At 66.1% G+C, this 24,308-nt stretch carries 22 protein-coding genes; 20 read left to right on the top strand and 2 right to left on the bottom strand.

All coding sequences use genetic code 11. From position 1 onward, the window contains the following. Positions 1 to 39: 39 nt before the first annotated feature. From VE25_RS13695 to VE25_RS13660, 8 genes are read left to right on the top strand one after another with little or no spacing between them, the layout of a single operon-like run. A complete protein-coding gene (locus VE25_RS13695) occupies positions 40 to 1,083 on the top strand; it encodes an SIS domain-containing protein (RefSeq protein ID WP_052731963.1) in 1,044 nt (347 codons plus the stop codon). Beyond that, entirely contained in the window at positions 1,080 to 2,024 is a 945-nt protein-coding gene (locus VE25_RS13690) for an N-acetylglucosamine kinase (protein ID WP_046109175.1), read from the top strand. The genes VE25_RS13695 and VE25_RS13690 overlap by 4 nt, the downstream gene beginning before the upstream one ends. Continuing rightward, positions 2,021 to 2,938 (top strand): TIM barrel protein, encoded by a 918-nt coding sequence (locus VE25_RS13685; protein WP_046109174.1) that lies wholly within the window; start codon positions 2,021 to 2,023, stop codon positions 2,936 to 2,938. Before VE25_RS13690 ends, VE25_RS13685 begins: the two co-directional genes overlap by 4 nt. Positions 2,939 to 2,951: 13 nt before the next feature. After that, entirely contained in the window at positions 2,952 to 4,286 is a 1,335-nt protein-coding gene (locus VE25_RS13680) for an ABC transporter substrate-binding protein (RefSeq protein ID WP_052731962.1), read from the top strand. Then, positions 4,283 to 5,212: a carbohydrate ABC transporter permease gene (locus tag VE25_RS13675; RefSeq protein WP_083988941.1), complete on the top strand. Its 930-nt coding sequence runs from the start codon at positions 4,283 to 4,285 to the stop codon at positions 5,210 to 5,212. Before VE25_RS13680 ends, VE25_RS13675 begins: the two co-directional genes overlap by 4 nt. A gap of 4 nt (positions 5,213 to 5,216) precedes the next feature. Next, entirely contained in the window at positions 5,217 to 6,026 is an 810-nt protein-coding gene (locus tag VE25_RS13670) for a carbohydrate ABC transporter permease (RefSeq protein ID WP_046109173.1), read from the top strand. Further along, complete coding sequence (locus VE25_RS13665; protein ID WP_083988940.1) at positions 6,023 to 7,132, top strand: Gfo/Idh/MocA family protein; 1,110 nt, start codon at positions 6,023 to 6,025, stop codon at positions 7,130 to 7,132. The genes VE25_RS13670 and VE25_RS13665 overlap by 4 nt, the downstream gene beginning before the upstream one ends. 11 nt (positions 7,133 to 7,143) lie before the next feature. Continuing rightward, positions 7,144 to 8,196: an ABC transporter ATP-binding protein gene (locus VE25_RS13660; RefSeq protein WP_046109172.1), complete on the top strand. Its 1,053-nt coding sequence runs from the start codon at positions 7,144 to 7,146 to the stop codon at positions 8,194 to 8,196. Positions 8,197 to 8,247: 51 nt separating this feature from the next. On the opposite strand, the gene VE25_RS13655 is transcribed toward VE25_RS13660, so the two are convergent. Continuing rightward, positions 8,248 to 8,841, bottom strand: coding sequence for a GNAT family N-acetyltransferase (locus VE25_RS13655; protein ID WP_046109171.1), 594 nt, complete (start codon positions 8,839 to 8,841; stop codon positions 8,248 to 8,250). Positions 8,842 to 8,870: 29 nt separating this feature from the next. Beyond that, a complete protein-coding gene (locus VE25_RS13650) occupies positions 8,871 to 9,770 on the bottom strand; it encodes a LysR family transcriptional regulator (protein WP_046109213.1) in 900 nt (299 codons plus the stop codon). A 102-nt stretch (positions 9,771 to 9,872) separates the two neighbouring features. Here VE25_RS13650 and VE25_RS13645 point away from each other — a divergent pair, with 102 nt between their 5' ends. From VE25_RS13645 to VE25_RS13590, 12 genes are all read left to right on the top strand, one after another. Then, the gene (locus VE25_RS13645; RefSeq protein WP_046109170.1) at positions 9,873 to 10,895 is read left to right on the top strand and encodes a bile acid:sodium symporter family protein; all 1,023 of its coding nucleotides are present in this window, start codon (positions 9,873 to 9,875) and stop codon (positions 10,893 to 10,895) included. A gap of 26 nt (positions 10,896 to 10,921) precedes the next feature. Continuing rightward, a complete protein-coding gene (locus VE25_RS13640; protein WP_046109169.1) occupies positions 10,922 to 12,502 on the top strand; it encodes a gamma-glutamyltransferase family protein in 1,581 nt (526 codons plus the stop codon). Between the two features lie 161 nt (positions 12,503 to 12,663). Further along, on the top strand, positions 12,664 to 13,455 hold the full coding sequence (locus tag VE25_RS13635) for a GntR family transcriptional regulator (protein WP_244466926.1): 792 nt from the start codon (positions 12,664 to 12,666) through the stop codon (positions 13,453 to 13,455). Between the two features lie 27 nt (positions 13,456 to 13,482). Beyond that, a complete protein-coding gene (locus VE25_RS13630) occupies positions 13,483 to 14,592 on the top strand; it encodes an ABC transporter ATP-binding protein (RefSeq protein WP_046109168.1) in 1,110 nt (369 codons plus the stop codon). Positions 14,593 to 14,602: 10 nt separating this feature from the next. Further along, positions 14,603 to 15,532, top strand: a complete 930-nt coding sequence (locus VE25_RS13625; protein ID WP_046109211.1) for an ABC transporter permease — start codon at positions 14,603 to 14,605, stop codon at positions 15,530 to 15,532. A gap of 10 nt (positions 15,533 to 15,542) precedes the next feature. After that, complete coding sequence (locus tag VE25_RS13620) at positions 15,543 to 16,424, top strand: carbohydrate ABC transporter permease (protein ID WP_046109167.1); 882 nt, start codon at positions 15,543 to 15,545, stop codon at positions 16,422 to 16,424. Positions 16,425 to 16,482: 58 nt separating this feature from the next. After that, entirely contained in the window at positions 16,483 to 18,012 is a 1,530-nt protein-coding gene (locus VE25_RS13615; protein ID WP_046109210.1) for an extracellular solute-binding protein, read from the top strand. A gap of 75 nt (positions 18,013 to 18,087) precedes the next feature. Continuing rightward, on the top strand, positions 18,088 to 20,415 hold the full coding sequence (locus VE25_RS13610) for a DUF4962 domain-containing protein (protein WP_046109166.1): 2,328 nt from the start codon (positions 18,088 to 18,090) through the stop codon (positions 20,413 to 20,415). Positions 20,416 to 20,417: 2 nt separating this feature from the next. Next, entirely contained in the window at positions 20,418 to 21,167 is a 750-nt protein-coding gene (locus VE25_RS13605) for an SDR family NAD(P)-dependent oxidoreductase (RefSeq protein ID WP_046109165.1), read from the top strand. Positions 21,168 to 21,255: 88 nt separating this feature from the next. Beyond that, positions 21,256 to 22,248 carry a hydroxyacid dehydrogenase gene (locus tag VE25_RS13600; protein ID WP_046109209.1) on the top strand — a complete coding sequence of 331 codons (993 nt, stop codon included), beginning with the start codon at positions 21,256 to 21,258 and terminating at the stop codon, positions 22,246 to 22,248. Next, on the top strand, positions 22,245 to 23,033 hold the full coding sequence (locus tag VE25_RS13595) for a sugar phosphate isomerase/epimerase family protein (protein ID WP_046109164.1): 789 nt from the start codon (positions 22,245 to 22,247) through the stop codon (positions 23,031 to 23,033). The genes VE25_RS13600 and VE25_RS13595 overlap by 4 nt, the downstream gene beginning before the upstream one ends. An 8-nt stretch (positions 23,034 to 23,041) precedes the next feature. Next, positions 23,042 to 24,289: a glucarate dehydratase family protein gene (locus VE25_RS13590; RefSeq protein WP_046109163.1), complete on the top strand. Its 1,248-nt coding sequence runs from the start codon at positions 23,042 to 23,044 to the stop codon at positions 24,287 to 24,289. Positions 24,290 to 24,308 lie beyond the last annotated feature (19 nt).

Genomic DNA, 24,308 nt, shown 5'->3' with positions numbered 1-24,308 from the left:
ATAACTTTAAAAATCTAGTGGAACCAGGAGGGACGAATTTTGGCGTCGACGGTGTATCCGAAGCGGGAGTGGATTGCCGCAGGCAAGTCCTACGCAGGCCAGGCGGACGCGCTGGTTGCGATGGTCGAGCATCTTGCCGCGCAGATCGAGGAGGGCGCACCCGCGCGTCCCGATCGCGTCCGCCTCGTCGGCATCGGCGCCAGCCATGCCGCCGCCGCGGCACCTGCGTTCCGCCTGCGCGCCGACGGCATCGAGGCGGCCCGCTTTCTCCCGAGCGAGTTGCCGGACGAGAACCTCGGCGACGATGCGCTCACCATTTTCATCTCCCAGAGCGGACGCAGCGCCGAGGTGGTTTCCCTGGCTGCTCGGACGAAGGGGAGCAACGCCTACGCAGTGACCAACTATCACCCGTCGCCCTTGGCGGACGCCTGCTCGCGCGGCCTCAACCTCGGTAATCTGGCCGACAGTTCCGTTTCGTTCGTCACCTTCACCGGCACCATGCTGGCCTTGGGCCTGCTCGCCGACCACTGGGCCGGGCGCAACGAAAAGCAGAAGTGGATCGATGCGATCGGCTCGGCCTGCGCAGCGGTCCAAGCGGCCGATGCCGACCTGCGCAATGCCGTGGAAGCGTTGGTCGCCCGCTCAGGCACAGATTTCGTCGCACCCGCCGCATCCGTCTCGGCTGCCGAGGAAGCCGCGCTGATGTGGCGCGAGGGGCCGCGGCTCATGGCCACCGGCATGGAGACCCGCCAGTACCTGCATGGGCCGATGGACGCAGCGGGCAATACCGGCCACGTGGTCTTCGGCGGCGCGCGCGAGGCGTTGCTCATCGATCAGCTTGCCGAACGTACCGGCGATCTCGTTTATGTCACGGGCACCGGCGGTGGCGAACCGAAGGTCGAGACGCTCCTGTCGCTGCGCCTGCCCGTCGAGGTCAACGACGGTATCCGTTTTGCCATCGGCGCCACGTTCGTCGCCCAGCGGCTGACGACCCTGGCGGCAGAGCTGCGTGGCATCGACATCAACGAAGCCGCATTCGTGCGGCTCGATACCAAGACCGACCGGGTGGACGCGGGCGCATGAGCCAGGATGGCGAAGCATTCGTCGTCGGCGTCGATGTCGGCGGCAGCAAGGCCCATATCCGGGTGGAGTCCGTCCGCGATCGCGCCGTCCTCGCCGAAGAGGTGCTGACCAACACCGGCTGGGCAGCCCTTGGCGACGAGGTGCGCGCCGACATGCTCGCCGAAATGGTCACCCGCATATTGGCCGGGGTAGGGGAGGCGCATCAGGTCGCCGCCGTGGTCGCCGGCGTGCACGGCAACGACAGCCCGCAGCAGCAGGCGATCCTCGCCGCCCCGCTCTCCCGCTGTTTCGGCCGAGTGCGGGTCCTCAACGACTCGAACCTGCTGGTCCCCGCCCATGGGCTCGCCTCGGGCACGGGTGTGGCTGCCGGCACCGGCTCCTCGGCGACCTCCATCGGTGCTGACGGGCGGGTGATGACGGTCGGCGGCTGGGGCTGGGTGCTGGGCGACGAGGGCGGGGGCGTCGGGCTCGTGCGCGATGCCGCCCGGCAGGTGCTCGATGCCTATGACCGGCAGGACGACGATCCGCTCTGCGCCCTGTTGCTGGCGGCGCTGGATGTCGCTCATCCCCATGGGCTCTCCCATCACCTCGGTTCGACCGATCCGCGGCTCTGGGCCGCCGCGACCCCCGCGATTTTCGAGGCGGTGGAGGCAGGCTCTGCGCGGGCGCGTCTGCTCGTCGATGCACATGCGGGCGCCATGGCCGGCATGGTCGAGCTCCTCGCGCGCCGGGGCGGGGATGTTGCGACGGTGGTCGCCGGCGGCGGCGTGCTGGTCAACCAGCCGATGCTGTTCGAAGCCTTCGCCGCCACCGTGCGCCGGCGCCTCGGGCAGGGCATCGCCGTTGTTCTGCTGGACAAGGCCCCGGTTGCCGGCGCCGTAAACATCGCGCACCAGTTGGCCGTGTCCAGCAACGATTCCGGGAAAGGGAACCCGACATGAGACAGCTTTTCGCCAATGCGCCGGTCACCTGGGGCGTCTGGGGCCCGCACAGCCTGCCCGCCGGCCGCACGCCGCGTGATATTCTGAACGCCCTGTTGTCCGCCGGCTATGCCGGTGTCGAGCTCGGCGCCCTCGGCTTCTTCGGCAAGGATGCGACCGAGACCGGCGCGACACTCTCCGAGTTCGGCCTCGCCTCTGCAGGCGCCTATGTGCCGCTGCGTCCGTTGCACGGCCCCGAGGTCATGGAGCGGGACCTCGCGAACCTGCGCGCCGTCTGCACGGTGCTGGCGAGCTTCCCCGAGACCGGCCCGGTCATTCTTGCCGAGGAGACCGAGGACGCCATCAAGCGCCATGTGAAGCGCGGCGCCCGTCACCCCGAGCTCAACCTGACGGACGAGCAGTGGCAGTTCTTCATCGCCGGCATGACGGAGGGCGTCCGCGTCGCTTCCGAATACGGCATCCCGATCTCCTACCATCCGCACACGGGCACCCATATCGAGCAGCCGCACGAGGTCGATAGGTTCCTCGAAGGGTGCGACATCGCGCTCACCCTCGACACCGGCCACGCCGCCGCCGGCGGCGACGACCCCATCGACCTGCTGCGCCGCTGGGGCGATCGGGTCAACCACGTCCACCTCAAGGACGTGAGCATGGCGCCGGTCGAGAAAGCCAGCGCCGATGGCACAGTTTTCGGCATGGCCGATGCGTCCGTCGCGCTCGGCGAGGGCGATCTCGACCTCGACGGTTTCATGCGCGCGCTCGCCGAGCGCGACTACCGCGGCTGGATCGTCGTCGAACAGGACCGGCGTCCCGACGGGGGACACGACCACGCCGAGGTCGACCGGGAACAACACAGGAATCTGGAGTGGGTGAGGGCCCGCTCCGGCTGGTTATCAAAGCCAACACAGGACTAGGAGGACTACCCCGATGCACAGACGCACATTCAATTTCATGCTCGCCGCCTCGGCGATGAGCCTGGCTCTCGCAACTTCAGCCGGTGCGGCTGAGATCACCGCGCCGGTCACGCCGGAAGATATCGCGGCTCTCGGCGACGTCACGCTTCGCGTCTGGGCGGACGCCGGCGAGGAGGCGATGCTGACCAAGCTGATCCCCCTCTACGAGGAGACCTACCCCAATGTCACGGTCGAGCTGACCCTCAAGGGGTGGGGCGACCTGATGGGCACGGTCGTCAACGCCATGAACAGCAACACGCCCCCGGACGTCACCAACGGCAACCAGGGGTTCGCGGTCATGGGCACCATGGTGCGCGCCAGCCTTATCCGCCCGCTCGATGATTTCATCACCGCTTACGGCATCGACGAAGGTCTGCCGGCCAGCGGCTTCGCCTCGATGCAGTGGAACGAGGACGGCACGGCCTGGGGCCAGGGGCCGATTTACGGCATGGGTGGAGCGACCCAGCCGCTCGGCCTCTTCTACAACAAGGCCAAGCTGGAAGAGCTCGGTCTCGAAGCGCCTGAGTCGATCGCTGATCTCGAGGCCGCCCTCGTCGCCGCCAATGAGGCCGGCGAGCTGCCCATCATGCTCGGCAATGCCGCCCAGTATCCGCTCGGCTCCCACGTCCTCGGCATCCTCATCGACATGTATTCCGGTGTCGACGAGGTCAACGCCTGGATCGCCGGCAACGAAGGTTCGACCTTCGACATGCCGGGTGTCCGCAAGGCGCTGGAGACGCTGCAGGCCTGGGGCGAAGCCGGTTATTTCGGCCAGGGCTATGATGGCCGCTCGCTCGACGACGCCGTCGCCGCCTACGGCGCAGGGGAGGGCGTCTTCTTCCTCGGCGGTTCGTTCAACGGCGCGCGTCTTGCCGCCGTCGATCCCGACGCCTTCGGCTACACGCTGCTGCGCGGCGAGAGCGGGGAATACGTGACGACCGGCACCTTCGGCACGCCGTGGCACGTCAGCTCCAAGACCCAGGTCGAGCCCGCCGCTCTCGCCTTTCTCGGCATGATGCTGAGCTCCGATTTCGCCCAGGCCTATGCGGACGTCAGCCGCCTGCCCAACGCCAACCTCGAGACCGTCACCCCGACCGGCTCGATGCACGAGGCCCAGCTCGCGGCCGCCCGCGCACTCTTTGCCGATGGCGAGTTCGTTGGCTACCTCGACTGGGCGACCCCCACCATGCAGCGCACGATGGGCACGCAGGCCCAGATGCTGCTGGCCGGCCGCGCCGACGTCGATGGCTTCATCGCCGCGGTCCAGGATGACTGGCAGGCCTATCAGGACGAGCGCGCGGAACAATGAGCGCATCGCCTCTAGCGCGAACTGATGCCGAAAACCGGCAGCCCGAAAGGGCTGCCGGCACCGCCGGGCGCTTCGTCTGGCGGCACACCCTCTATCTCGTCCCCGGCCTCGTCATCTATGCGCTGTTCTGCCTCTGGCCGCTGGCGGAGACCGTGCGGTTCTCGTTCCAGCGCTGGGACGGCATAACCGAGCCGCGCTGGGTGGGCTGGCGCAACTACCTCGCCATCTTCACCGATCCGCAGACCCTGACCGTCTTCGGGCACGGTCTCATCATGATCATCTTCTATGCCGTGCTGCCGTTGTTGATCGGGCTGCTGATCGTCGCCATCATGACGCGCATCCGCATCCGACTGCTCGCCGTCTTCCGCACCGTGCTCTTCCTGCCCCAGATCCTGGCGACCGTGGTCGTTGCCGTCGCGTGGCGCTGGATCTACGCTTATGACGGGCCGATCAACGCCCTGCTGACCGCCGTCGGCCTCGGGCATCTGTCGCGCGCCTGGCTCGGCGACTTCGATACGGCTCTCAATTCCGTCGGGCTCATCGGTACCTGGATCAATTTCGGCCTCTGCATGGTGCTGTTCATCGGCGGCGCCCAGAAGATCGGACGCGAGCTCTACGAGGCCGCTCGGCTCGACGGCGCGGGACCCTTCCAGGAATTCATGGCGGTGACGCTGCCGGGCCTGCGCGGGGAAATCTCCATCGCCCTGGTGCTGACCGTCACCAATGCCCTGCGCAATTTCGACATCGTCTGGAACACCACATCTGGCGGTCCCGGGACATCGACGCTGGTGCCGAGCTACCTCATCTACGAGGGAGCGTTCATCACCCGCAATGTCGGCTTCGCGGCCGCCGCCAGCGTGGTGCTGACCCTCCTCATCCTCGTTCTCACCGGCGTCATCACCCGCGCCCTGCGGCAGAGGGACTGACAGCATGGAATCGCGCAAAGAGGTCGTCTTCGGCCACCTGATCCTGGTGATCGGCGCTTTCGTCGCCCTTTACCCGTTCGTCTCGGTCCTGCTTCAGGCGCTCTCGCCCGCGCCCGGGAGCACGGCACAGGGCTTGACCCTCGAGAATTTCATCGCGGCCTGGACGCGCGGCGGCTTCAGCCGCTCGCTGTTCAACAGCGCGCTCGTCGCCATATCTGTCGTGGTGGCCACTGCCGTCGCGGCGGTTCTCGCCGGCTACGTGCTGTCGGTCCTGAAGTTCAAGTGGCGCGTACTGGTGTTCGCGCTGCTGATGATCGGGCTCGTCCTGCCGTCCGAGGCGCGGATCATCCCGCTCTACAATTTCTTTTCATCGACCGGCCTGCTCAACACCTATTGGGCGCTGATCCTGCCGCAGGTCGCCAGCTCCCTGCCGCTCGCCACCTTCTGGATGGCGAACTATTTCTCCCAACTGCCCGACAGCCTCGGGGAAGCCGCGGCTCTCGACGGGGCGGGCGAGTTCCAGACGCTGCGCTACATCTATGCGCCGCTCGGCATGTCGGCGGTGATGACGCTCAGCTGCCTCATCTTCCTCTACACCTGGAACGAGTTCATGCTCGCTTTGGTGCTGATGCCCGACAACGTCGCCGTGCAGACGGCGCCGCTCTCGCTCTCCTTCTTCGCCGGCAACGAACGCACGACCGAGCCCGAGGTGATCGCGGCCGCCGCCGTGCTCGTCGCCCTGCCGGTGGTCATCGCCTATTTCCTTTTGCAACGGCGGTTCATGAGCGGACTGCTGGACGGAGCCGTCAAGTGACTGAAAAAACCAATAAAGTGCGCCTCGGGATCATCGGTCTCGGCCTCATCACCCAGAGCGTGCACCTGCCCAATATCCTCGGCCCTCTGCGCGAGCGTTTCGTTGTCACTCGGGTCTGCGATCTTTCGCCCGGCCTTGCCGCCACAATCGGCGCCGAGCTGTCGGTGCCCCACGGCACGGATGCGGCCGAAGTGATTGCCGATCCCGAGGTCGACGCCGTGGTGATCTGCACTCCAGGCGCCCATTCGAGCCTTGCCCGCAAGGCGCTGGACGCCGGCAAGCACGTCTTTGCCGAAAAGCCCTACAGCTACGATCCTGCGATCGCCGAGCGCGACGCCGCCTTCGCGCGGGAGAAGGGCCTCGTCCTGCAGGTCGGCTACATGAAGATGTACGAGCCCGCGATCGCCGAGGCACGCCGGCGCATGGAAGAGATCGGCCCCCTGCGGCTGGTGCGCATGACCGTGCTCCATCCCTCAGACGAGAAACAGACCGACGACCTGCCGATCAAGCGTTTCGCCGACGTGCCCGCTGACGCTCTCGATGCCGCCCGTACGGACAACCAGACCGAGGTGAGTGCCGCAGTCTCGGATTTCGCCGGCATCGATCCGGTGCTTTTCCGCAACGTGTTGCACGGCTCGGTCTGCCACCAGACCGCAGTGCTGCGTGCTCTTTTCCCGGATGCGGTCACGCAGGCCATCTCGGCGCACCAGGACGCGCCGGGCTCCGTCCGCGGCGAACCGCCCAAGCTGCAGATCGTTGGCAGGATAGAGAATGGTCCCGATTGGGCGATCTCATGGAACTGGCTGACGCACTTCCCCGAATATCAGGAGTGGGTCGAGATCTACGGCGATCGCGGAAGCCTGCGCATCGACCTGCCGCCGCCCTACAAGAAGAGCCAGCTTGGCGTGCTGACCACGACGCGCAGCGGCGCCGGCAACGATGTGCTGGTGGAGCGTTGGGAGACCACCGGACCCAACGCCTTCGCCCGAGAGCTCGACGCCTTCGCGACCTCGATCACGACCGGTGCACCGGTGCTCTCCGATGCCGCGGGCGCCGGCCGCGATGCGGCCTTGCTGCGTGACCTCGCCGCGCTTCTCGGTTCCTGAGGGAGGACGCCATGGCTTCAGTCGAAATCCGCGACCTGCGCAAGAGCTACGTCAACACCCAGGTCATCAAGGGTGTCTCCATTGACGTCGAGGACGGCGAATTTGTCGTTCTCGTCGGCCCGTCGGGCTGCGGCAAGTCCACATTGCTGCGCATGATCGCCGGGCTGGAAACCATCTCGGGCGGTGAAATCCGCATCGGCAGCGACGTCGTCAACAATGTTCCGCCCAAGGAACGCGACATCGCGATGGTCTTCCAGAACTACGCGCTCTATCCGCACATGACCGTCGCCGAGAACATGGGCTTTTCGCTCAAGCTCAAGAAGGTCCCGAAGGACGAGATCCGCCGCAAGGTCGATTCCGCCGCCGGGATTCTCGGCCTCGGCCCGCTGCTCGAGCGGCGCCCGCGCCAGCTGTCGGGTGGCCAGCGCCAGCGTGTCGCCATGGGCCGCGCTATCGTGCGCAACCCGCAGGTGTTCCTGTTCGACGAGCCGCTCTCCAACCTCGACGCCAAGCTGCGCGTGCAGATGCGCACCGAGATCAAGGCCCTGCACCAACGCCTGAAGACCACGACGGTCTACGTCACCCACGACCAGATCGAGGCGCTGACCATGGCCGACAAGATCGTGCTGATGCATGATGGCGTGGTCGAGCAGATGGGGCCGCCCCTGGAGCTTTACGATCGTCCCGCCAACCGGTTCGTCGCGGGATTCATCGGCTCGCCGGCCATGAACTTCCTCAACGGCCGCATCGAAGGCGGGCGGTTCGTGGGCGAGGGCGACGTGTCGCTGCCATTGGCCGAGGTTCCCTCGGCCGCCGAGGGACGTCCTGTCGTCTATGGCATCCGCCCCGAACACCTGCTTCTCGACGACGCCGGCGTGGAAGCCGAAGTCGCGGTAGTCGAGCCGGCCGGTTCGGAGACGCAGGTTTCCGCCCGCCTCGGCGGCGCCGAGATCGTCGGCGTCTTCCGCGAGCGCATCGCTGCCCGCCCCGGCGAGCGCATCCGCCTGATGCCGGTGCCGGAAGCGGTGCACCTCTTCGACCCGGAAACCGGCCAGCGGCTGTAGAGCGTTCTCAGGAAGCGCGACCAATGAGACTCGGAGCATCCGCTCCGGTCGCTACAGATCCCTGCCGAACCAGACGGCTGAGCCCCGGCTGATCTCGCTGAAGCCGACATGCCGGTAAAACCCCATGGCGCGCTCGTTGCGCAGGCTCACCCCCAGGTGCACCGCCGGGGCGCCGGCCGCCTTGAGAGAGGCCAGTTCCGTCTCGATCAGCCTTCGGCCCCAGCCGCCCGACTGGGCCGGGGGCAGCAGGTTGATGTGAAGGTGGGCGGGATAATCCCGCACGATCGCCGGATCCGAGGGCTGCGGCTTGCGGATGCGCTCGAGCACCATGGCGTCGAGCTTCGCGGTGGCTTGCGCCCGCGAGTATGTCTCGGCGAGCTTGGGCCACCAGGCGCTCTCGAGCCTCGCCTCGAACGCTTCTGTGTCGCCCGCGCCGACGACATAGCCCAGCACCTCGTTGCCGTCGTCGAGGACGAACGCATGCTCGGGCGCGAAATCGAGGTAGGGCACGGACCACACCAGACCGGGGTAGTGCGGATCGGAATAGAGTGCCGACGCGTCGGCGCCGGAGTCGGCCGTGAGCAGGCAGATGCGGAAGAGGTCGGCGCGGTCGCTGTCCCGGGCCTGCCGGATGGTCATGGGCATGAGGAAACCTGAAGAGTTGGTGTCTGTCGCTATTGCGCTTTTGCCGGCTGGGCGGAAGGGAGTTGGGTGGTGCTGACCAGCGCGGCGATCAGCGCGTTGGCAGTGGTATGATGGCGTCCGGGGCCGATGGCGACGAATTCGACCTCTCCGAGTTCGGGCAGGTTGCTCGCGTCGTCCAACCGCACCAACCCCTCAGGAATGAGCCGGGCTGAATGCGCGGCGACGCCGAGGCCCGCCATCGTGGCTGCGCGCAGGCCGTTGAGGCTCCCGCTCGAACACGCCATCCGCCAGGGGCGGCGCGCCTCTTCCAGAGCCGAGACCGCCATCGAACGGGTGATCGAGGGCGGGGCGTAGGCGACCAGCGGCACCGGCGCATCCGGATCGACGCGAAATCCCGGCCGGGCGATCCAGGCCAGTTGCTCGCGCCAGGCGACCTCGCCACGGCTGTCGCCGGAGCGGCGCTTGGCGAAGATGACGTCGACCTCTCCCGCATCGTAGCTCTGGTAGAGCGCGCTTGAGAGGCCGACCGTCAGCTCCAGGTCCACCATCGGATGGGCGACGCGGAACGTCGTCAGCACCTCGGCCAGCTGCGACATGGCGAAATCCTCGGAGATGCCGAGGCGCAGCTTCTCGCGTCGGGCGCTGCCGAAGAAATACCGCGCCATGCGATCGTTGGCCTCCAGCACCGTCTGGGCAAGATCGCACATCGCGTCGCCGTCGGCCGTCAGCGTCACCGCATGCGTGTCGCGTAGGAAAAGCCGTCCTCCGACGGATTGCTCGAGCTTCTGCACATGCTGGCTGACGGTCGACTGGCGTAGGCCCAGCTTGCGGGCGGCTTCCGTGAAGCTCTTCGTCTTGGCGACCGCCAGGAACGAGCGCAGCAGCGTCGGCGAGATGTCGGGGGATATGGGCGGGGTCAAGTCGTTCATTGCCTGATCGCGGATCGTGATCATCGATATAGGGGCTGTCGGTCTTTCGACTATGGCCCCTTTCCGATACGCCGGAAAGCCCTACCACGAGCAGGCTTCAGCATGTCCCTCGGCGCGCGCCTCAGGCGTATTGGTTTCGATTTCTACCTGGTGCTGCTGGTCGGCACGGTCGTTCTGGCAACCGTCTTCCCGGCCCGGGGCGTCGGCGCGGAGGTCGTGTCCCACGTCGCCTTCTACGCCGTTGCGCTCTTGTTCTTCCTCTACGGCGCCAAACTCAACACGTCGGCCGTCCTCGCCGGCATGGCCAACTGGCGCCTGCAGACGCTGGTCTTCGGTTTCACCTATCTCGCCTTTCCTCTCCTCGGCCTGCTGATCGCGACGCTCCTCTCGCCCTGGCTGCAGCCGGAACTCGTCACCGGCATCATCTATCTTTCCGTTTTGCCCTCGACCGTTCAGTCGTCGATCGCCTTTACCTCTATCGCCCGTGGCAATGTGCCCGCCGCCGTCTGCGCCGCATCGGTCTCCAACATGATTGGCGTGTTCCTCACACCGGCCCTCGTCGCCCTGCTGCTGCAAGCGACGGGCGAAGGCGTCTCGGCCGATGCGATCTTCGACATCGGCATCCAGATCCTGCTTCCCTTCATCGCCGGCCAGATCGCCCGGCCGCTGGTGGGCGGCTTCATCGGGCGGCATCCCAGGCTGACGCAGGTCGTCGATCGCGGCTCCATCCTCATCATCGTCTATTCAGCGTTCAGCGCCGGTGTCGTCGCCGGTATCTGGCAGCAGGTGAACCTTGCCAGTCTCATCATCGTCATGGCGGCCAACGTCGCGCTGCTCGGGTTCATCATGATCTCGGCCCGGTTCGCGGGCCGGGCGGCGGACCTCGATCGGGCCGATCGCATGGTGCTGTTCTTCTGCGGCTCAAAGAAAAGCCTCGCCAGCGGCCTGCCGATGGCCAACATCCTCTTCGCCGGACAGGCGGTGAGCCTTATCATCCTGCCGCTGATGCTCTTTCATCAGATCCAGCTTTTCGTCTGCGCCATCATCGCCCAGCGCGAAGGTCACCGGGCCGACGAGCGCGACCGCGCCGCGGCAGCCGCGGCGACTTCGCCGCAGTCTGCCTAGTTGCCTGAACAAAGAGGGGTTCTTCAGTGCGAGACTTTCATCTGCCCGGACGATCGGTAGCTCTCGGCACGCGTGGTGCAGCCGCCACGTCGCACCAGCAGGCGACGCTCACGGCCATCGATGTCCTGCGTAACGGCGGCAATGCGGTCGACGCGGCCGTCGCTGCTTCAGCCCTGCTGGGCGTCATCGAGCCCCATTCCACCGGCATCGGCGGCGACTGCTTTGCCCTGGTCTGGGTCGCCAGCGAGCGCAAGCTCTACGGCATCAACGGCTCCGGGCACGCGCCTGCAGGCCTTTCCGCCGAATGGCTGAAGGCAGAGGGGTTTTCCAGCGTTCCCGTCGACGGCGTCCATTCGGTTACTGTCCCAGGTTCCGTGCGTACATGGAACATGCTGCTCGACCGCTTCGGCAAGCGCTCGCTGGCGCAGATGCTGGAGCCGGCGATCGATGCGGCCGAGCACGGCTTTCCCGTCGCCGAGCGCATTGCCTGGGACTGGCGTATGTTCGCCGAGAAGCTGGCGCGCCACCCCGCAACGCGCGAGCAGTTCCTCATCGAGGGCAGGGCGCCCGCGACCGGCACGCTCCTGCGCTATCCGCTCCTCGCCCGCACGCTCCGCACGATCGCCGCCGATGGCGCGGACGCCTTCTACAGAGGGCCACTAGCGACCGACATGGTCGCCTCGCTCAACGAACTGGGTGGCCGCCACGAGGTCGCCGATTTCACCGACTGGCAGCCGGCTTTCGTCGATCCCGTCAAGGTCGACTACCGGGGCGTCGACGTCTACCAGATCCCGCCCAACGGGCAGGGCGTCACTGCCGCGATGATGCTCAACATCCTCAAGGGCTTCGATCATTCCAGCCTCGATCCAGCCGGTGCCGAGCGCTTCCACCTGCAGATCGAGGCCTACCGGCTCGCCGCCGCCGCCCGCGACGCCTATGTCGCTGATCCCGATTTCGCCGATGTGCCGACCGCGCGGATGCTGTCGGAGGACTACGCGGACGCCATGCGCGCCCGCATCGACCTCAAGCGCGCGATGACCGATCCGGTGCCCGAGCCGATCGGGCCCGCCGACACCGTCTACCTGACGACGGCGGATTCCGAGGGCAATTTCTGTTCCTTCATCAACTCCATTGCTGGCGCCTTCGGCTCGTTCATCGCGTGCCCGCGCACCGGCGTGCTGTTCCAGAACCGCGGCAGCAACTTCACCCTTGCCGAGGGTCACCCCAACCAGGTCGGCCCCCGCAAGCGCTCGCTGCACACCATCATTCCCGGCTTCGCCACCCGGAACGGCGCGCCCTATCTCAGCTTCGGCGTCATGCACGGTTTCTACCAACCGGTGGGCCAGGTGCAGGTGCTCCAGAACATCGTCGATTTCGGCATGGACGTTCAGCAGGCCCTGACGCTGGGTCGGGGCCTGCGCACGCCCGCAGGTTTCGAGGCCGAGCGCTCGCTGCCGGGCGCCACTCTCGCCGGTCTTCTCGAGCGCGGGCACCCGGTGCGCATGGCCAACATGGCCTGGGGCGGCGGTCAGGCGATCATGCCGGTCGCGGGTGTGCTGCACGCCGGCTCCGATCCGCGAAAGGACGGCGTGGCGCTGGCGTACTAGCCGGCGCCCCGACCCCATCTGGCCATCTCCTTAACACCGCAATGATTGCGCCGCACGACACCCGTGCGCGCCAGGGGGCGGTTTGTCTCCATCCACCCTTGACAGCCTTGCGGTCAATGACATACCAGATGCAAAACTGATATCTCAGTTATGGGTTTGATATGTCAGAAATGGTCGATTTTCCCTCACTGCCGCTCTCCGAGCTGATCTCGCCCGAGGCGCTCGGGCGCGAGGGAAACATGACCAATCGCATTTACGCGCTGCTGCGCCAGCTCATCGTCGAGGTGCGGCTGCTGCCGGGGCGTGCCATCTCCGAAAAGGAGATCGCCGCCATCCTTCAGGTCAGCAAGACGCCCGTGCGCGAGGCGATCATCCGGCTGGCCGAGGACGGGTTCGTGACCGTCGTGCCCCAGGGGGGCACTTACGTCACCACCATCGAGATCCAGCGCTACATGGAAGCCTGCTTCATCCGCTTCAAGTTGGAGGAGGGGGCGGCGATGGAGGCCGCCTCCCGCCACAGCCTCGAGGACGTGGCCCGCCTGCGCAGTTGCATCGTGCGCCAGAAAGCGGCTGCCGAGCAGGAAGATTATCCGGACTTCTTCCTCCTCGACGAGGAGTTCCATCGCACCATCTTCGCCGCCGCGCGGTTGCCCGGCGCCTGGGGGGTGGTCAATCAGGCCAAGGGCGAGATGGACCGTATGCGGCACCTCAAGCGCGTCTTCGCCGTGCGCCGCACCGAGCAGGTCATCGAGGAGCACGAGGCCATCGTCGCCGCCATCGAGTCGGGCGATCCGGCCGCCGCCAGGGAGGCGGTGGTCAAGCATCTCGGCTCGATCGAATCCAAGCTCACCGAGCTTTCGCGCAACCCGAAGCTCTGGGCCTACATCGAACAGATCAATACGCGGGCACCCAAGAAGAGAAGCCCGCGAGGCGCACCCAGTTCCGTCGCCTGACGGGCTGGTGCGTGGGGAGGAGAACGCATGTCAGCAGTCGTCATTTCCGACGTCGTCAAGCGCTATGGCGCGCTTGAGGTCGTGCACGGGATTAATCTGGCCATCGAGCCCAAGGAGTTCGTTGTGCTGGTCGGCCCGTCGGGATGCGGCAAGTCGACGACGCTGAGGATGGTCGCCGGGCTCGAGGACATCTCGGACGGTACGATCTCGATTGGCGGGAGGGAGGTCAACAAGGTCGCGCCCAAGGATCGGGACGTGGCCATGGTCTTCCAGAACTACGCCCTCTACCCGCACCTCGATGTCGCCGAGAACATCGCCTTCGGCCTGCGCGTGCGCCGCGAGCGGCGGGAAGTCGTCGACAAGGCCGTGACCGAGGCCGCGCAGATCCTGGGTTTGACCGAATATCTGAAGCGCAAGCCTGCCGATCTCTCCGGCGGCCAGCGCCAGCGCGTCGCCATGGGGCGCGCCATCGTCAGGAAGCCTAAGGTTTTCCTGTTCGACGAGCCGCTCTCCAACCTCGATGCCAAGCTGCGCACCTACATGCGCGCTGAGATCAAGCGGCTGCACCGGCGCATGGAAGCCACCAGCATCTATGTGACGCATGACCAGGTCGAGGCGATGACGCTCGCCGACCGCATCGTCATCATGAGCAACGGCCACATCGAGCAGGTGGGCTCGCCGATGGAAGTGTTCCTCGAGCCGGCCAACACGTTCGTCGCCAGCTTCATCGGCTCTCCGCCCATGAACCTCGTCGACGCGATGGTCATGAACGTCGATGGCGTTCTCCACGGCGTCATCGCCTCCGACGATGGTGGGTCGAACCAGTCCCTGCCGTTGCCGGAGGCCTTCGCCGCCAACGCCCGAGAGGGCCAGGTGGTCAAGCTCGGCATCCGTCCCGAGGCGATGACCGTCCATGCTGGCGAAGCGCCCACAATCGACTGTTCCATCGACCTGGTCGAGCCCCTGGGCGCCGAGGCGCTGCTGCATGGCCGGGTCAACGGACAGGCCTTCATCGCCAAGGCGGAGACGCCTCTCGATACCGCCGAGTTGTGGTCCGTCGAACGGCTCGGCATCGATGTCGCGCGCATGCACGTCTTCGATGCCGAAACGGGCAAGACCCTCAAGACTCGCGGCTGAGGGGGCGATGATGCAGGTCAGGCTCTCACATTATATGCGCACCCTCGGGGAGGATCTGCGGCGCGATTGGCAGCTCTATCTGCTCGTTGCTCCGATGATCATCTGGTTCCTCGTCTTCCTTTACAAGCCCATGCACGGGCTGCAGATCGCCTTCAAGGATTTCTCGATCTTCCGCGGCATCGAGGCGAGTCCCTGGGTCGGCCTCGCCCACTTCCAGGAGCTCTTCGCCAACGAGCTCTTCATCCGCTCGTTCTGGAACACCATCACCATCAGCTTCCTGGGGCTGGTCTTCGCCTTCCCGGTACCCATCATCCTGGCGCTGATGTTCAACGAGGTGCAGAACGCGCTCGCCAGGCGCTGGGCGCAGACTATCGTTTACCTGCCGCACTTCATCTCCGTGGTGATCGTCGCCGGCATCGTCATCAACTTCCTCTCGCCCTCGACGGGCATCGTCAACACGGCGCTCGGCTGGTTCGGCATCGCGCCGATCTACTTCCTCACCCAGCCGGAGTGGTTCCGGCCGGTGTTCATCGGCTCGAGCATCTGGAAGGAAGCCGGCTTCGAGTCGATCGTCTATCTCGCCGCCATCGCTGGGGTGAGCCCGACGCTCTACGAGTCCGCCCGGGTCGACGGCGCCTCGCGCTGGCAGATGGTCTGGCGCATCACGCTGCCCTGCATTCTGCCCACGATCATCATCATGCTGATCATCCGCATCGGCAACCTGGTCGAGGTCGGGTTCGAATACATCATCCTTCTCTACCGGCCCTCGACCTACCAGACGGCCGATGTCGTCTCGACCTTCATCTACCGCACCGGCCTGCAGGGCACCCAGTACGACCTCGCCACGGCCGCCGGGCTCTTCAACGCGGTCATCGCCTTCGTTCTCGTCTACACGGCCAACCGGATCAGCCGGAAGGTCTCTTCGACGTCGCTGTGGTGAGGAGGAAACGATGAGCACATCCAACCTCTACACCCGCGGCGACAAGATCTTCGGCTACGCCAACGCGTTCCTCCTCGGGCTCTTCGTCCTGTCGACGCTCTATCCCTTCATCTACATCCTTTCCGCCTCGGTCTCGTCGGGCGCCGCGGTCACTTCCGGTCGCGTGGTGCTCTGGCCCGTCGACCTGACGCTGGCCGCCTACGAGCGGGTGCTGTCGGACCGGATGTTCTGGATCTCGTACGGCAATACCTTCATCTACACTTTCGGCGGCACGGCCATGAGCCTTCTCATCATGGTGCCGGGCGCCTATGCGCTCTCGAGGAAGCGGCTGCGCGGGCGCACCTTCTTCAACCTGATGATCGCGTTCACGCTCTGGTTCAACGCCGGCATGATCCCGTTCTTCCTCAACATGCGCGATCTCGGCCTGCTCGACAGCCGCTTCGGCATCATCATCGGGTTCGCCTGCAACGCCTTCAACGTCATCCTCCTGCGCAACTTCTTCGAGGCAGTGCCCAAATCCTTCGAGGAAGCGGCCAAGATGGATGGAGCGAGCGAGCTGCAGCTCCTCTGGAAGGTGTTCATTCCGCTTTCCAAGCCCGCCATCGTCACCGTCGCGCTCTTCTGCATCGTTTCGCGCTGGAACGGCTATTTCTGGTCGATGGTGCTGTTGCGCGGTGAAGAGAAGATCCCGCTGCAGGTCTATTTGAAGCGCATCATCGTCGACCTCAATTCCAACGACGAGTTCGCCTCCAGCCTGCTGACGGCGCAATATTCCTTCGAGACCATCACGGCGGCGATCATGGTCGCATCCATCATCCCCGTCCTGATCATCTACCCATACGCCCAGAAGTACTTCTCGAAGGGCATCCTGCTGGGCGGGGTAAAAGAGTAATTTCACAAAGGGAGGGAAACCTGTGAAAGCGATATTAAAAGGCGTCTCGGCGCTCGCACTGACGGCGGCGCTGGTCGCGCCGCTGGCGGTATCGGCCCAGGAGACGACACGCATCGTCGACGAGCCGCTCGAACTGACCATGCACTTCCATTTCCGCGACAAGTACGTCTACACGCAGGACTGGCCGGTCGAGCAGGTGGTTGCCGAAAAGACCGGCATCCACATCCGCAACACCGCCTCGCTCGCCACCACGTCGAGCCGCGATGCCTTCAACCTGCTCATAGCCTCGGGCAATCTGCCCGACATCGTCGGCGGCGACGCCGGCCCGACCCTGAAGGACGACTTCATCCGTTATGGGCTCGAAGGCGCGTTCATCCCGCTCGACGACCTGATCGAAGAGCATGCGCCCAACCTCAAGGCGTTCTTCGACAGCCGACCGGAGGTCCGTCAGGCCATTTCGGGTCCGGACGGGCATATCTACTTCATCCCCTACGTGCCGGATGGCAAGTTCTCGCGCGGGTGGTTCATCCGCTACGACTGGCTGGAAAAGCTGGGGCTCGAAGTGCCCGAGACGCCCGAGGAGGTCTACGACGTCCTCGTTGCCTTCCGCGACCAGGACCCGAACGGCAACGGCATCAAGGATGAAGTGCCTTACTTTGCCCGCGACGAGGTGGACGCCGTGCGTCTCATCAACCTCTGGGACGCGCGCGTCTCGGGTTCCGAGCGTTACGGGGATTTCGCCATCTATGACGGCAAGGTCCGCCACCCCTGGGCCGAGGAGAACTACAAGGTCGGCATCGGGCATGTGGCCGACTGGTATGCGGAAGGGCTGATCGACAAGGAAGTCTTCACCCGCGGCTCGCGCTCGCGCGAATACCTACTCGGCAACAATCTCGGCGGCATGATTCATGACTGGTTCGCCAGCACCGCCACCTACAACACCGCGCTTGCCGACGAGATCGAAGGATTCAGCCTGCGGCCCATGCTGCCGCCCAGGACCGTCTCGGGCGACCGCTTCGAGGACGCGCGCCGCCAGCAGGTGCAGCCGGCCGGTTGGGCGATCTCGGTGACCAACGAGCACCCGGTCGAGACCATCAAGTACTTCGACTTCTGGTTCTCTCCGGAGGGGCGCATTCTCTCCAACTTCGGCGTCGAGGGCCTGACCTACGAGATGGTCGACGGCAAGCCGCAGTTCACCGAGGAGGTGCTGACCAGCGACACTCCGGTCAATGCCCAGCTCTGGGAGGTCGGTGCCCAGGTGCCGCGCGGCTTCTGGCAGGACTACGAATACGAGCGGCAATGGACCAACGAGATCGCCCTCGAAGGCATCGAGATGTACGAGGAGTGCGATTGCCTGAGGGAGGAATTCCTGGGTGTCGCCCTCAACGCCGAGGAGAAGGAGATCTACGACCGCTACTGGCCGAGCATCCTTACCTACATGACCGAGATGCAGCAGACCTGGGTGCTGGGCGCCGAGGATGTCGACACCGGCTGGGACGCTTACGTCGAGCGGCTCAACAGCATGGGCTACGACAGGGTCATCGCGGTCATGCAGGCCGCCTACGATCGGCAATACGGGGCCCAATAGGGCCTCGTCCTCCTGGGCGGCGGCCTCCCTGCCGCCGCCCGATCGATTTTGGAAAGAACAGGAGTCCGGCAGTCGATGCGATCGTCCGCCCCGGAAAGCTTGCGCAAAACCGCGCTGGATGAACCCCGTCCGGGTTCGCTCACCATCGGATATGCTCCGGACGCGGATCGCCCGCCGACGGAGAACCCGCCGCGCTTTTCCTGGCTGCCCGACATCGACGATGCGTCGCGCTACGTGGTCGAACTGGCGCAGGATGCCAGTTTCGGTCCCGGAACCTACCGATATGCCGATCTCGCCTGGAACTTCTTCACGCCGCCCGAAACTTTTGCCCCCGGCACCTGGTACTGGCGCTATGCGCTCTGGGACGAAGCCGGGGAGGCGCCGCGCTCGCAATGGAGCGCCGTCCGCCAATTCGACCTCTCCGAAGGACTACCCGAAACGCCGGTGCCAGCACCCGCCGAGCGGCGCATGCGCGTCAAGGCCGCGCATCCTCGCCTCTGGCTCGATGGCGCCGAGCTCGATGCCTTGCGCGCCCGCGTCGCCGAGGATCCGGCCGCCTACGGCTGGGACGGCTTCTATGCCGGTTCTGTCGAACCCTGGATCGAGCGCCCGATCATCGAGGAGCCCAAGCCCTATCCGAACAACGTGCGGGTCGCGACGCTCTGGCGGCAGATGTACATCGACTGCCAGGAGACGATCTATGCCATCCGGCACCTCGCCATCGCCGGCCGGGTGCTGGACGACACGCGTCTCCTCGACAAGGCCCGCGACTGGCTATTGGCGGTGGCCGACTGGGACACCAGGGGACCGACCTCGCGCGCCTATAACGACGAGGCGGCCTTCCGCGTCGTCGTGGCGCTCGCCTGGGGTTATGACTGGCTCTACGATCACCTGTCGGCCGAGGAGCGCGAGACGGTGCGCGCCGTTCTGCTGGAGCGCACCCGCGAGGTGGCTGACCACGTCATCGCCCACGCCCGCATTCACGTCTTCCCCTATGACAGCCACGCGGTACGTTCGCTCTCGGCGGTCCTGACCCCCACCTGCATCGCCCTCGACGGCGAAAGCGAGGAAGCGACGGGCTGGCTCGACTATACCGTCGATTTCCTCGCGACCCTCTATTCGCCCTGGGCCGGCACGGACGGTGGCTGGGCGGAGGGGCCGCACTACTGGATGACCGGCATCGCCTACTTCATCGAGGCGGCCAACCTCATCGTCAAATATCTGGGGCTCGATCTCTACAAGCGTCCCTTCCTGCAGAACACCGGCGCATTCCCGCTCTACACCAAGGCGCCGGGCACGCGCCGGGCATGCTTCGGCGACGACTCGACTCTCGGCGACTTGCCGGGCCTCAAGGTCGGCTACAATGTGCGCCAGTTCGCCGGTGTCACCGGCAACGGGCATTATCAGTGGTATTTCGAGCGCCTCAAGGCCGACGCCGCCGGCACCGAGATGGCCTTCTACAACTACGGCTGGTGGGACCTCAATTTCGACGATCTGACCTACAACCACGACCACGCGCCGGTCGCCGCCGTTGAACCCGAGAATCTGCCGCCGGTGCGCTGGTTCAAGGATATCGGCTGGGTCGCGATCCAGAAGCACATGGGCGATCCTTCGAGGCACATCCAGTTCCTGTTCAAGTCCAGCTCCTACGGCTCCCTCAGCCACAGCCATGGCGATCAGAACGCGTTCCTGCTCCACGCCTACGGCGAGGATCTTGCCATCCAGTCGGGCTACTACGTCGCGTTCGGCTCGAGCATGCATCGCGAGTGGCGGCGCCAGACGCGTTCCAAGAACGCCGTCCTGATCGGCGGGCAGGGGCAGTATGCCGAAAAGGATAAGGCGCTGGCCCGAAAGGCCGCGGGCACGATCCTCGACGTCGTCGAGGAACCCGGCCATGTGCTGATCCGTGCCGATGCGACCCCGGCTTACCGCGTTGCCAACGACCTTGTCCTGCGCGTCGAGCGCGACGTGCATTTCGTTGCCGACAGTTACTTCGTCTTTGTCGACCGGGCGGAGACTGCGCAGCCGCAGACGCTCGATTGGCTCTGCCATACGGTCGGGCCGGTCGATGCGGGAAAATCGAGCTTTCGCTATCGCGGCGAGCGGGCCGGGTTTTCCGGCCAGTTCGTCTTCTCCTCGGCCGGCGCGCCTGCGCTCTCGGCCGTCGAGGGCTTTCCCGGCATCGATCCGGCCGATTTCGAAGGGCTCGCGCTCCATCATCACCTGCGCGCCAGCCTGCCGGCCGCCCGCAAGCATGTGCTTGTCACGCTCCTTGCCCCCTATGCGCTGGATGCGCCGCGTCGCATCTTCAGCTTCATCGACGACCAAGGCTTTACCACCGACATCTATTTCACCGACGTCGACGATCGGCGTTTCAAGCTGACACTTGCCAAGGATTTTTGAGAATGCAGCGGTTCAACGGGCAGACGGTTCTGGTGACGGGCGGCGGACGCGACATCGGCCGCGCTTGCGCCCTGCGGTTCGCCGCCGAGGGCGCGGCGGTCGCTTTGACCTACAACGGAGCCGAAACCGGCGCCCGTGCCGTCGTCGTCGAGATCGAGACCGCCGGCGGACGCGCCGCGGCATACAAGGCGGACCTCACCAGGTCCCCCGAGGTCGAGGCGGCGGTCAGCACGGTTGTGAAGGACTTCGGCGGCATCGACGCCCTGGTGCACGTCACCGGCGGGCTCGTTGCACGCAAGACCATGCCGGAGATGGACGAGGCCTTCTGGCACGAGGTGATGGACCTCAACGTCACCTCGCTCTTCCTCACCGCCAGGGCGGTGCTGCCGCACCTGCGGGACGGCGGCGCGATCGTCACCTTCTCCTCCCAGGCCGGTCGTGACGGCGGTGGGCCGGGGGCGGTCGCGTACGCCACCTCCAAGGGCGCCGTCATGACCTTCACGCGCGGCCTCGCCAAGGAGCTCGGCACCCGCGCCCGCGTCAACGCGGTCTGTCCCGGCATGATCGCGACGACCTTCCACGACACCTTCACCAGGCCCGAGGTGCGCGAGCGCGTCGCCGGTTCCGCGCCTCTCAAGCGCGAGGGCGCGTCCGAGGACGTGGCGGCGCTGGTGGCATTTCTCGCCTCGTCGGACGCCGCCTACATCACCGGTGCCTGTTACGACATCAACGGCGGTGTGCTCTATTCCTGAGGCGACGATGCACGAAGCGGTCGAGCAGCCACCCGCAGGGACAAACGGGAAACGGGCGTCGCAGGCAAAGCCGAAGCTGGCGCTTGCCATGCGCGCGGAACTACCGCGCGGTTTCCTCGGCCCCGCCGAATGGGAGCGGCTCGATGCGGTCGCCGGCATCGCCTCGCGAGAAGCGTTCGCCGACTTCGAGTCTCCCGACGGCGCGGCGGCGCTTGCGGAAGCCGAAATCCTCCTCGCCGCCTGGGGCGCTCCGGCGCTGACCGCCGAGCGCCTCGCGCGAGCGCCGAACCTGCGCATGGTGGCCTACACCGCCGCCTCGATCCGCGCCGTGACCACTCCCGCGTTCTGGGAGCGCGGCATCCTGATCACGTCGGCGGTTTCGGCGATGGCGGTGCCGGTCGCCGAATTCACCTTCGCGGCCATCATCATGTGTGGCAAGGACGTATTCCGGTTGCGCGATGCTCATCGCCGGGCGCGGGGGCAGGGCGGCTTCGGCACGCGTATCGGCCTCGATGCGCCCCATCTCGGCAACTATCGCCGCCGCGTCGGCATCGTCGGAGCGTCGCGGACGGGCCGGCTGGTCATCGACCTGCTCGTGCATGCCGGTTTCCAGGTTTGCGTCTATGATCCTTTCATTGATGCAGCCGAGGCCCAGGCGCTGGGCGCGGAGAAGATGGAGCTCGATGATCTCCTCGCCTCGTCCGACACCGTATCTCTCCATGCGCCGATCCTGCCGGAGACCCGGCACATGATCGGCGCGGCCGAGCTGGCGCGGATGCCCGACAACGCCATACTGATCAACACCGCGCGCGGCTGGCTCGTCGATCACGCCGCCCTTGAGCGCGAACTCGTTTCCGGCCGCCTTTCGGCCCTCATCGATACGCCCGATCCCGAGCCCCTGCCGCCCGAAAGCACGCTCTACGACCTGCCCAACGTCGTCCTGACCCCGCATATCGCCGGGGCGCAGGGCAACGAGCTGCGGCGTCTTTCCGATCTCGCCATCACCGAGATCGAGCGTTACGTCGCCGGCCTCCCGCCGCTCCATCCCGTCACTGCCGCAGAACTGGACCGCATCGCATGAGCCTCACCCATTGCTTCTCGACCCTCGGCTGCCCCGACCTTTCCTTGCGGCAGGTCGTGGACCTCGCCGTCCACCACGGCATCGGCGCGATCGAGCTTCGGGCGCTGTCAGGATCGGTGGATGTCCCGGCCCGGCTCACCGCCGAGTTCGGATCCCCCGAGGCGCTGGCGGACTGGCTCGCGTTGCAGTCCGTGGCGATCGTCGCCATGGGCACGTCGGCGCGCCTCTTCGGCGAGGCTTTCGATCTCGCCGAAGTGGAACGGTTCGTCCCTTGGGCGGAGGCGGTTGGTGCACGGAACCTGCGTGTTTTCGACGGCGGGACGGTGCTGACGGATACCGACATCGCCGCGGCCCGCCAGCGCCTCGACCTCTGGACGGACCTTCGCGAGAAGCGCGGATGGACGGTCGACGTGATGATCGAGACCCACGACGCCCTGGTGCATCACGAGCCGCTCGCGCGCTTCTGCCGCGAGGTGCCGCAAGCGCGCATCCTCTGGGACGCGCACCACACCTGGGCGAAGGGCGACACGGACCCGCTCGTGACCTGGGGCGAAATCGCGGCCCGCGTCGTCCACATGCACGTCAAGGACAGCGCGCCTGCGCCCGAAGGACGCGCTTATGTGCTGCCTGGAGCTGGCGATTTCCCGATGGCTGCACTCAGGCGCCGCCTTGAGGAGGAGGGTGTCGCTTTCCCCGTCAGCCTCGAATGGGAGCGCTTGTGGCATCCCCAGCTGCCGTCCCTCGACGAAGCGCTTGCCGCAGCAGCGGCCTCCGATTGGTGGTGAGGCGACCCATGCGCATCGCCGAGATCCGGCTTACACCCGTCGCCATCCCCGACAAGCCGCTCCTCAACTGCAAGGGCGTGCATCAGCCCTATGCGCTGCGCACGATCATCGAGGTCGTCTGCGATGACGGTACGCTAGGCCTCGGCGAAAGTTACGGGTCGAGCAAGGCGCTCGCCGGCCTGCGCAAGGCCGCGCCCGCCCTGGTGGGCCTCGATCCTTTCCACCTGCACGAGCTGCACGCGCGGGTCCTTGCCGCCCTGCCCGAGGGCGGAGGCATCAACGCGAAGTCGGCGGTCGCCGACCACCGGTTGACCGATGTGGTGACGAGCGCCTTCGAGGTGCCGCTGATGGACATCCAGGGCAAGCTCCTCGGCCGGCCGCTCTACGATCTGCTGGGCGGCAAGGTGCGCGACCGGGTGCCGTTCGCGGCCTATCTCTTCTACAAATTCGCCGGCCATATCGGCGAGGCGCCGGACGAGTGGGGCGAGGTGATGACCCCGCAAGCGATGGTCGAAGAGGCGCGCCGCTTCGTCGGTCTCTACGGCTTCGGCTCGTTGAAGCTGAAGGGCGGAGTGCTGGAGCCCGCTCTCGAGATCGAGACCATGCGCAGGCTGCGCGAGGCCTTCCCGAGCCATCCGCTGCGCATCGACCCCAATGGCGGCTGGACTGTCGAGACCGCGATCCACATCGCGCGCAGCCTCGAGGGCGTGCTCGAATATCTCGAGGATCCGGTCATCGGCATGGATGCGATGGCCGAGGTCGCCGCGGCGACCAGCTTGCCGCTCGCAACCAACATGATCGTCCTGCAGTTCGACCAGATCGCCGAGGCGGTGCGGAAGGGCGCGGTCAGGATCGTGCTCTCCGACCACCATTACTGGGGCGGGCTGCGCGCCTCGACGCACCTTGCCAAGGTCTGCGAGACCTTGGGGCTCGGGGTGTCGATGCACTCCAACTCGCACCTCGGTATCACGCTTGCGGCCATGACGCATGTCGCGGCCGCGACCCCGAACCTCTCCTACGCCTGCGACACCCACTATCCATGGACGGGCGTCGACATCATCGAAGGCGGACCGCTCGCCTTCGATCGGGGGACGCTGGCGCCGCCGCCCGGCCCTGGTCTCGGCGTTGGCCTCGACAGGGCAAGGCTTGCCGAATTCGCCGCGCTCTACGATACCTGCGGCGTCAGCGAGCGCGACGATACAGCCTACATGAAGCAGTTCGATCCCGGCTACGAGCGCCGCGTGCCGCGCTGGTGATAAGATCGAAAGAGGAGGC

It is taken from the genome of Devosia geojensis (genome assembly GCF_000969415.1).
Taxonomy (GTDB): Bacteria; Pseudomonadota; Alphaproteobacteria; order Rhizobiales; family Devosiaceae; genus Devosia; species Devosia geojensis.
Note: the sequence above shows the minus strand (reverse complement) of the source record. Positions and strands in the feature narration are given on the sequence as shown.

What these genes read in the sequence shown, in the direction of transcription:
- VE25_RS13620 (WP_046109167.1), top strand. Translation starts at nt 15,543, where the DNA reads ATGAGCACATCCAACCTCTACACCCGCGGCGACAAGATCTTCGGCTAC.
- VE25_RS13675 (WP_083988941.1), top strand. Translation starts at nt 4,283, where the DNA reads ATGAGCGCATCGCCTCTAGCGCGAACTGATGCCGAAAACCGGCAGCCC.
- VE25_RS13595 (WP_046109164.1), top strand. Translation starts at nt 22,245, where the DNA reads ATGAGCCTCACCCATTGCTTCTCGACCCTCGGCTGCCCCGACCTTTCC.
- VE25_RS13685 (WP_046109174.1), top strand. Translation starts at nt 2,021, where the DNA reads ATGAGACAGCTTTTCGCCAATGCGCCGGTCACCTGGGGCGTCTGGGGC.
- VE25_RS13680 (WP_052731962.1), top strand. Translation starts at nt 2,952, where the DNA reads ATGCACAGACGCACATTCAATTTCATGCTCGCCGCCTCGGCGATGAGC.
- VE25_RS13645 (WP_046109170.1), top strand. Translation starts at nt 9,873, where the DNA reads ATGTCCCTCGGCGCGCGCCTCAGGCGTATTGGTTTCGATTTCTACCTG.
- VE25_RS13605 (WP_046109165.1), top strand. Translation starts at nt 20,418, where the DNA reads ATGCAGCGGTTCAACGGGCAGACGGTTCTGGTGACGGGCGGCGGACGC.
- VE25_RS13660 (WP_046109172.1), top strand. Translation starts at nt 7,144, where the DNA reads ATGGCTTCAGTCGAAATCCGCGACCTGCGCAAGAGCTACGTCAACACC.
- VE25_RS13600 (WP_046109209.1), top strand. Translation starts at nt 21,256, where the DNA reads ATGCGCGCGGAACTACCGCGCGGTTTCCTCGGCCCCGCCGAATGGGAG.
- VE25_RS13655 (WP_046109171.1), bottom strand. Translation starts at nt 8,841, where the DNA reads ATGCCCATGACCATCCGGCAGGCCCGGGACAGCGACCGCGCCGACCTC.
- VE25_RS13590 (WP_046109163.1), top strand. Translation starts at nt 23,042, where the DNA reads ATGCGCATCGCCGAGATCCGGCTTACACCCGTCGCCATCCCCGACAAG.
- VE25_RS13635 (WP_244466926.1), top strand. Translation starts at nt 12,664, where the DNA reads ATGTCAGAAATGGTCGATTTTCCCTCACTGCCGCTCTCCGAGCTGATC.
- VE25_RS13610 (WP_046109166.1), top strand. Translation starts at nt 18,088, where the DNA reads ATGCGATCGTCCGCCCCGGAAAGCTTGCGCAAAACCGCGCTGGATGAA.
- VE25_RS13625 (WP_046109211.1), top strand. Translation starts at nt 14,603, where the DNA reads ATGCAGGTCAGGCTCTCACATTATATGCGCACCCTCGGGGAGGATCTG.
- VE25_RS13630 (WP_046109168.1), top strand. Translation starts at nt 13,483, where the DNA reads ATGTCAGCAGTCGTCATTTCCGACGTCGTCAAGCGCTATGGCGCGCTT.
- VE25_RS13650 (WP_046109213.1), bottom strand. Translation starts at nt 9,770, where the DNA reads ATGAACGACTTGACCCCGCCCATATCCCCCGACATCTCGCCGACGCTG.
- VE25_RS13670 (WP_046109173.1), top strand. Translation starts at nt 5,217, where the DNA reads ATGGAATCGCGCAAAGAGGTCGTCTTCGGCCACCTGATCCTGGTGATC.
- VE25_RS13690 (WP_046109175.1), top strand. Translation starts at nt 1,080, where the DNA reads ATGAGCCAGGATGGCGAAGCATTCGTCGTCGGCGTCGATGTCGGCGGC.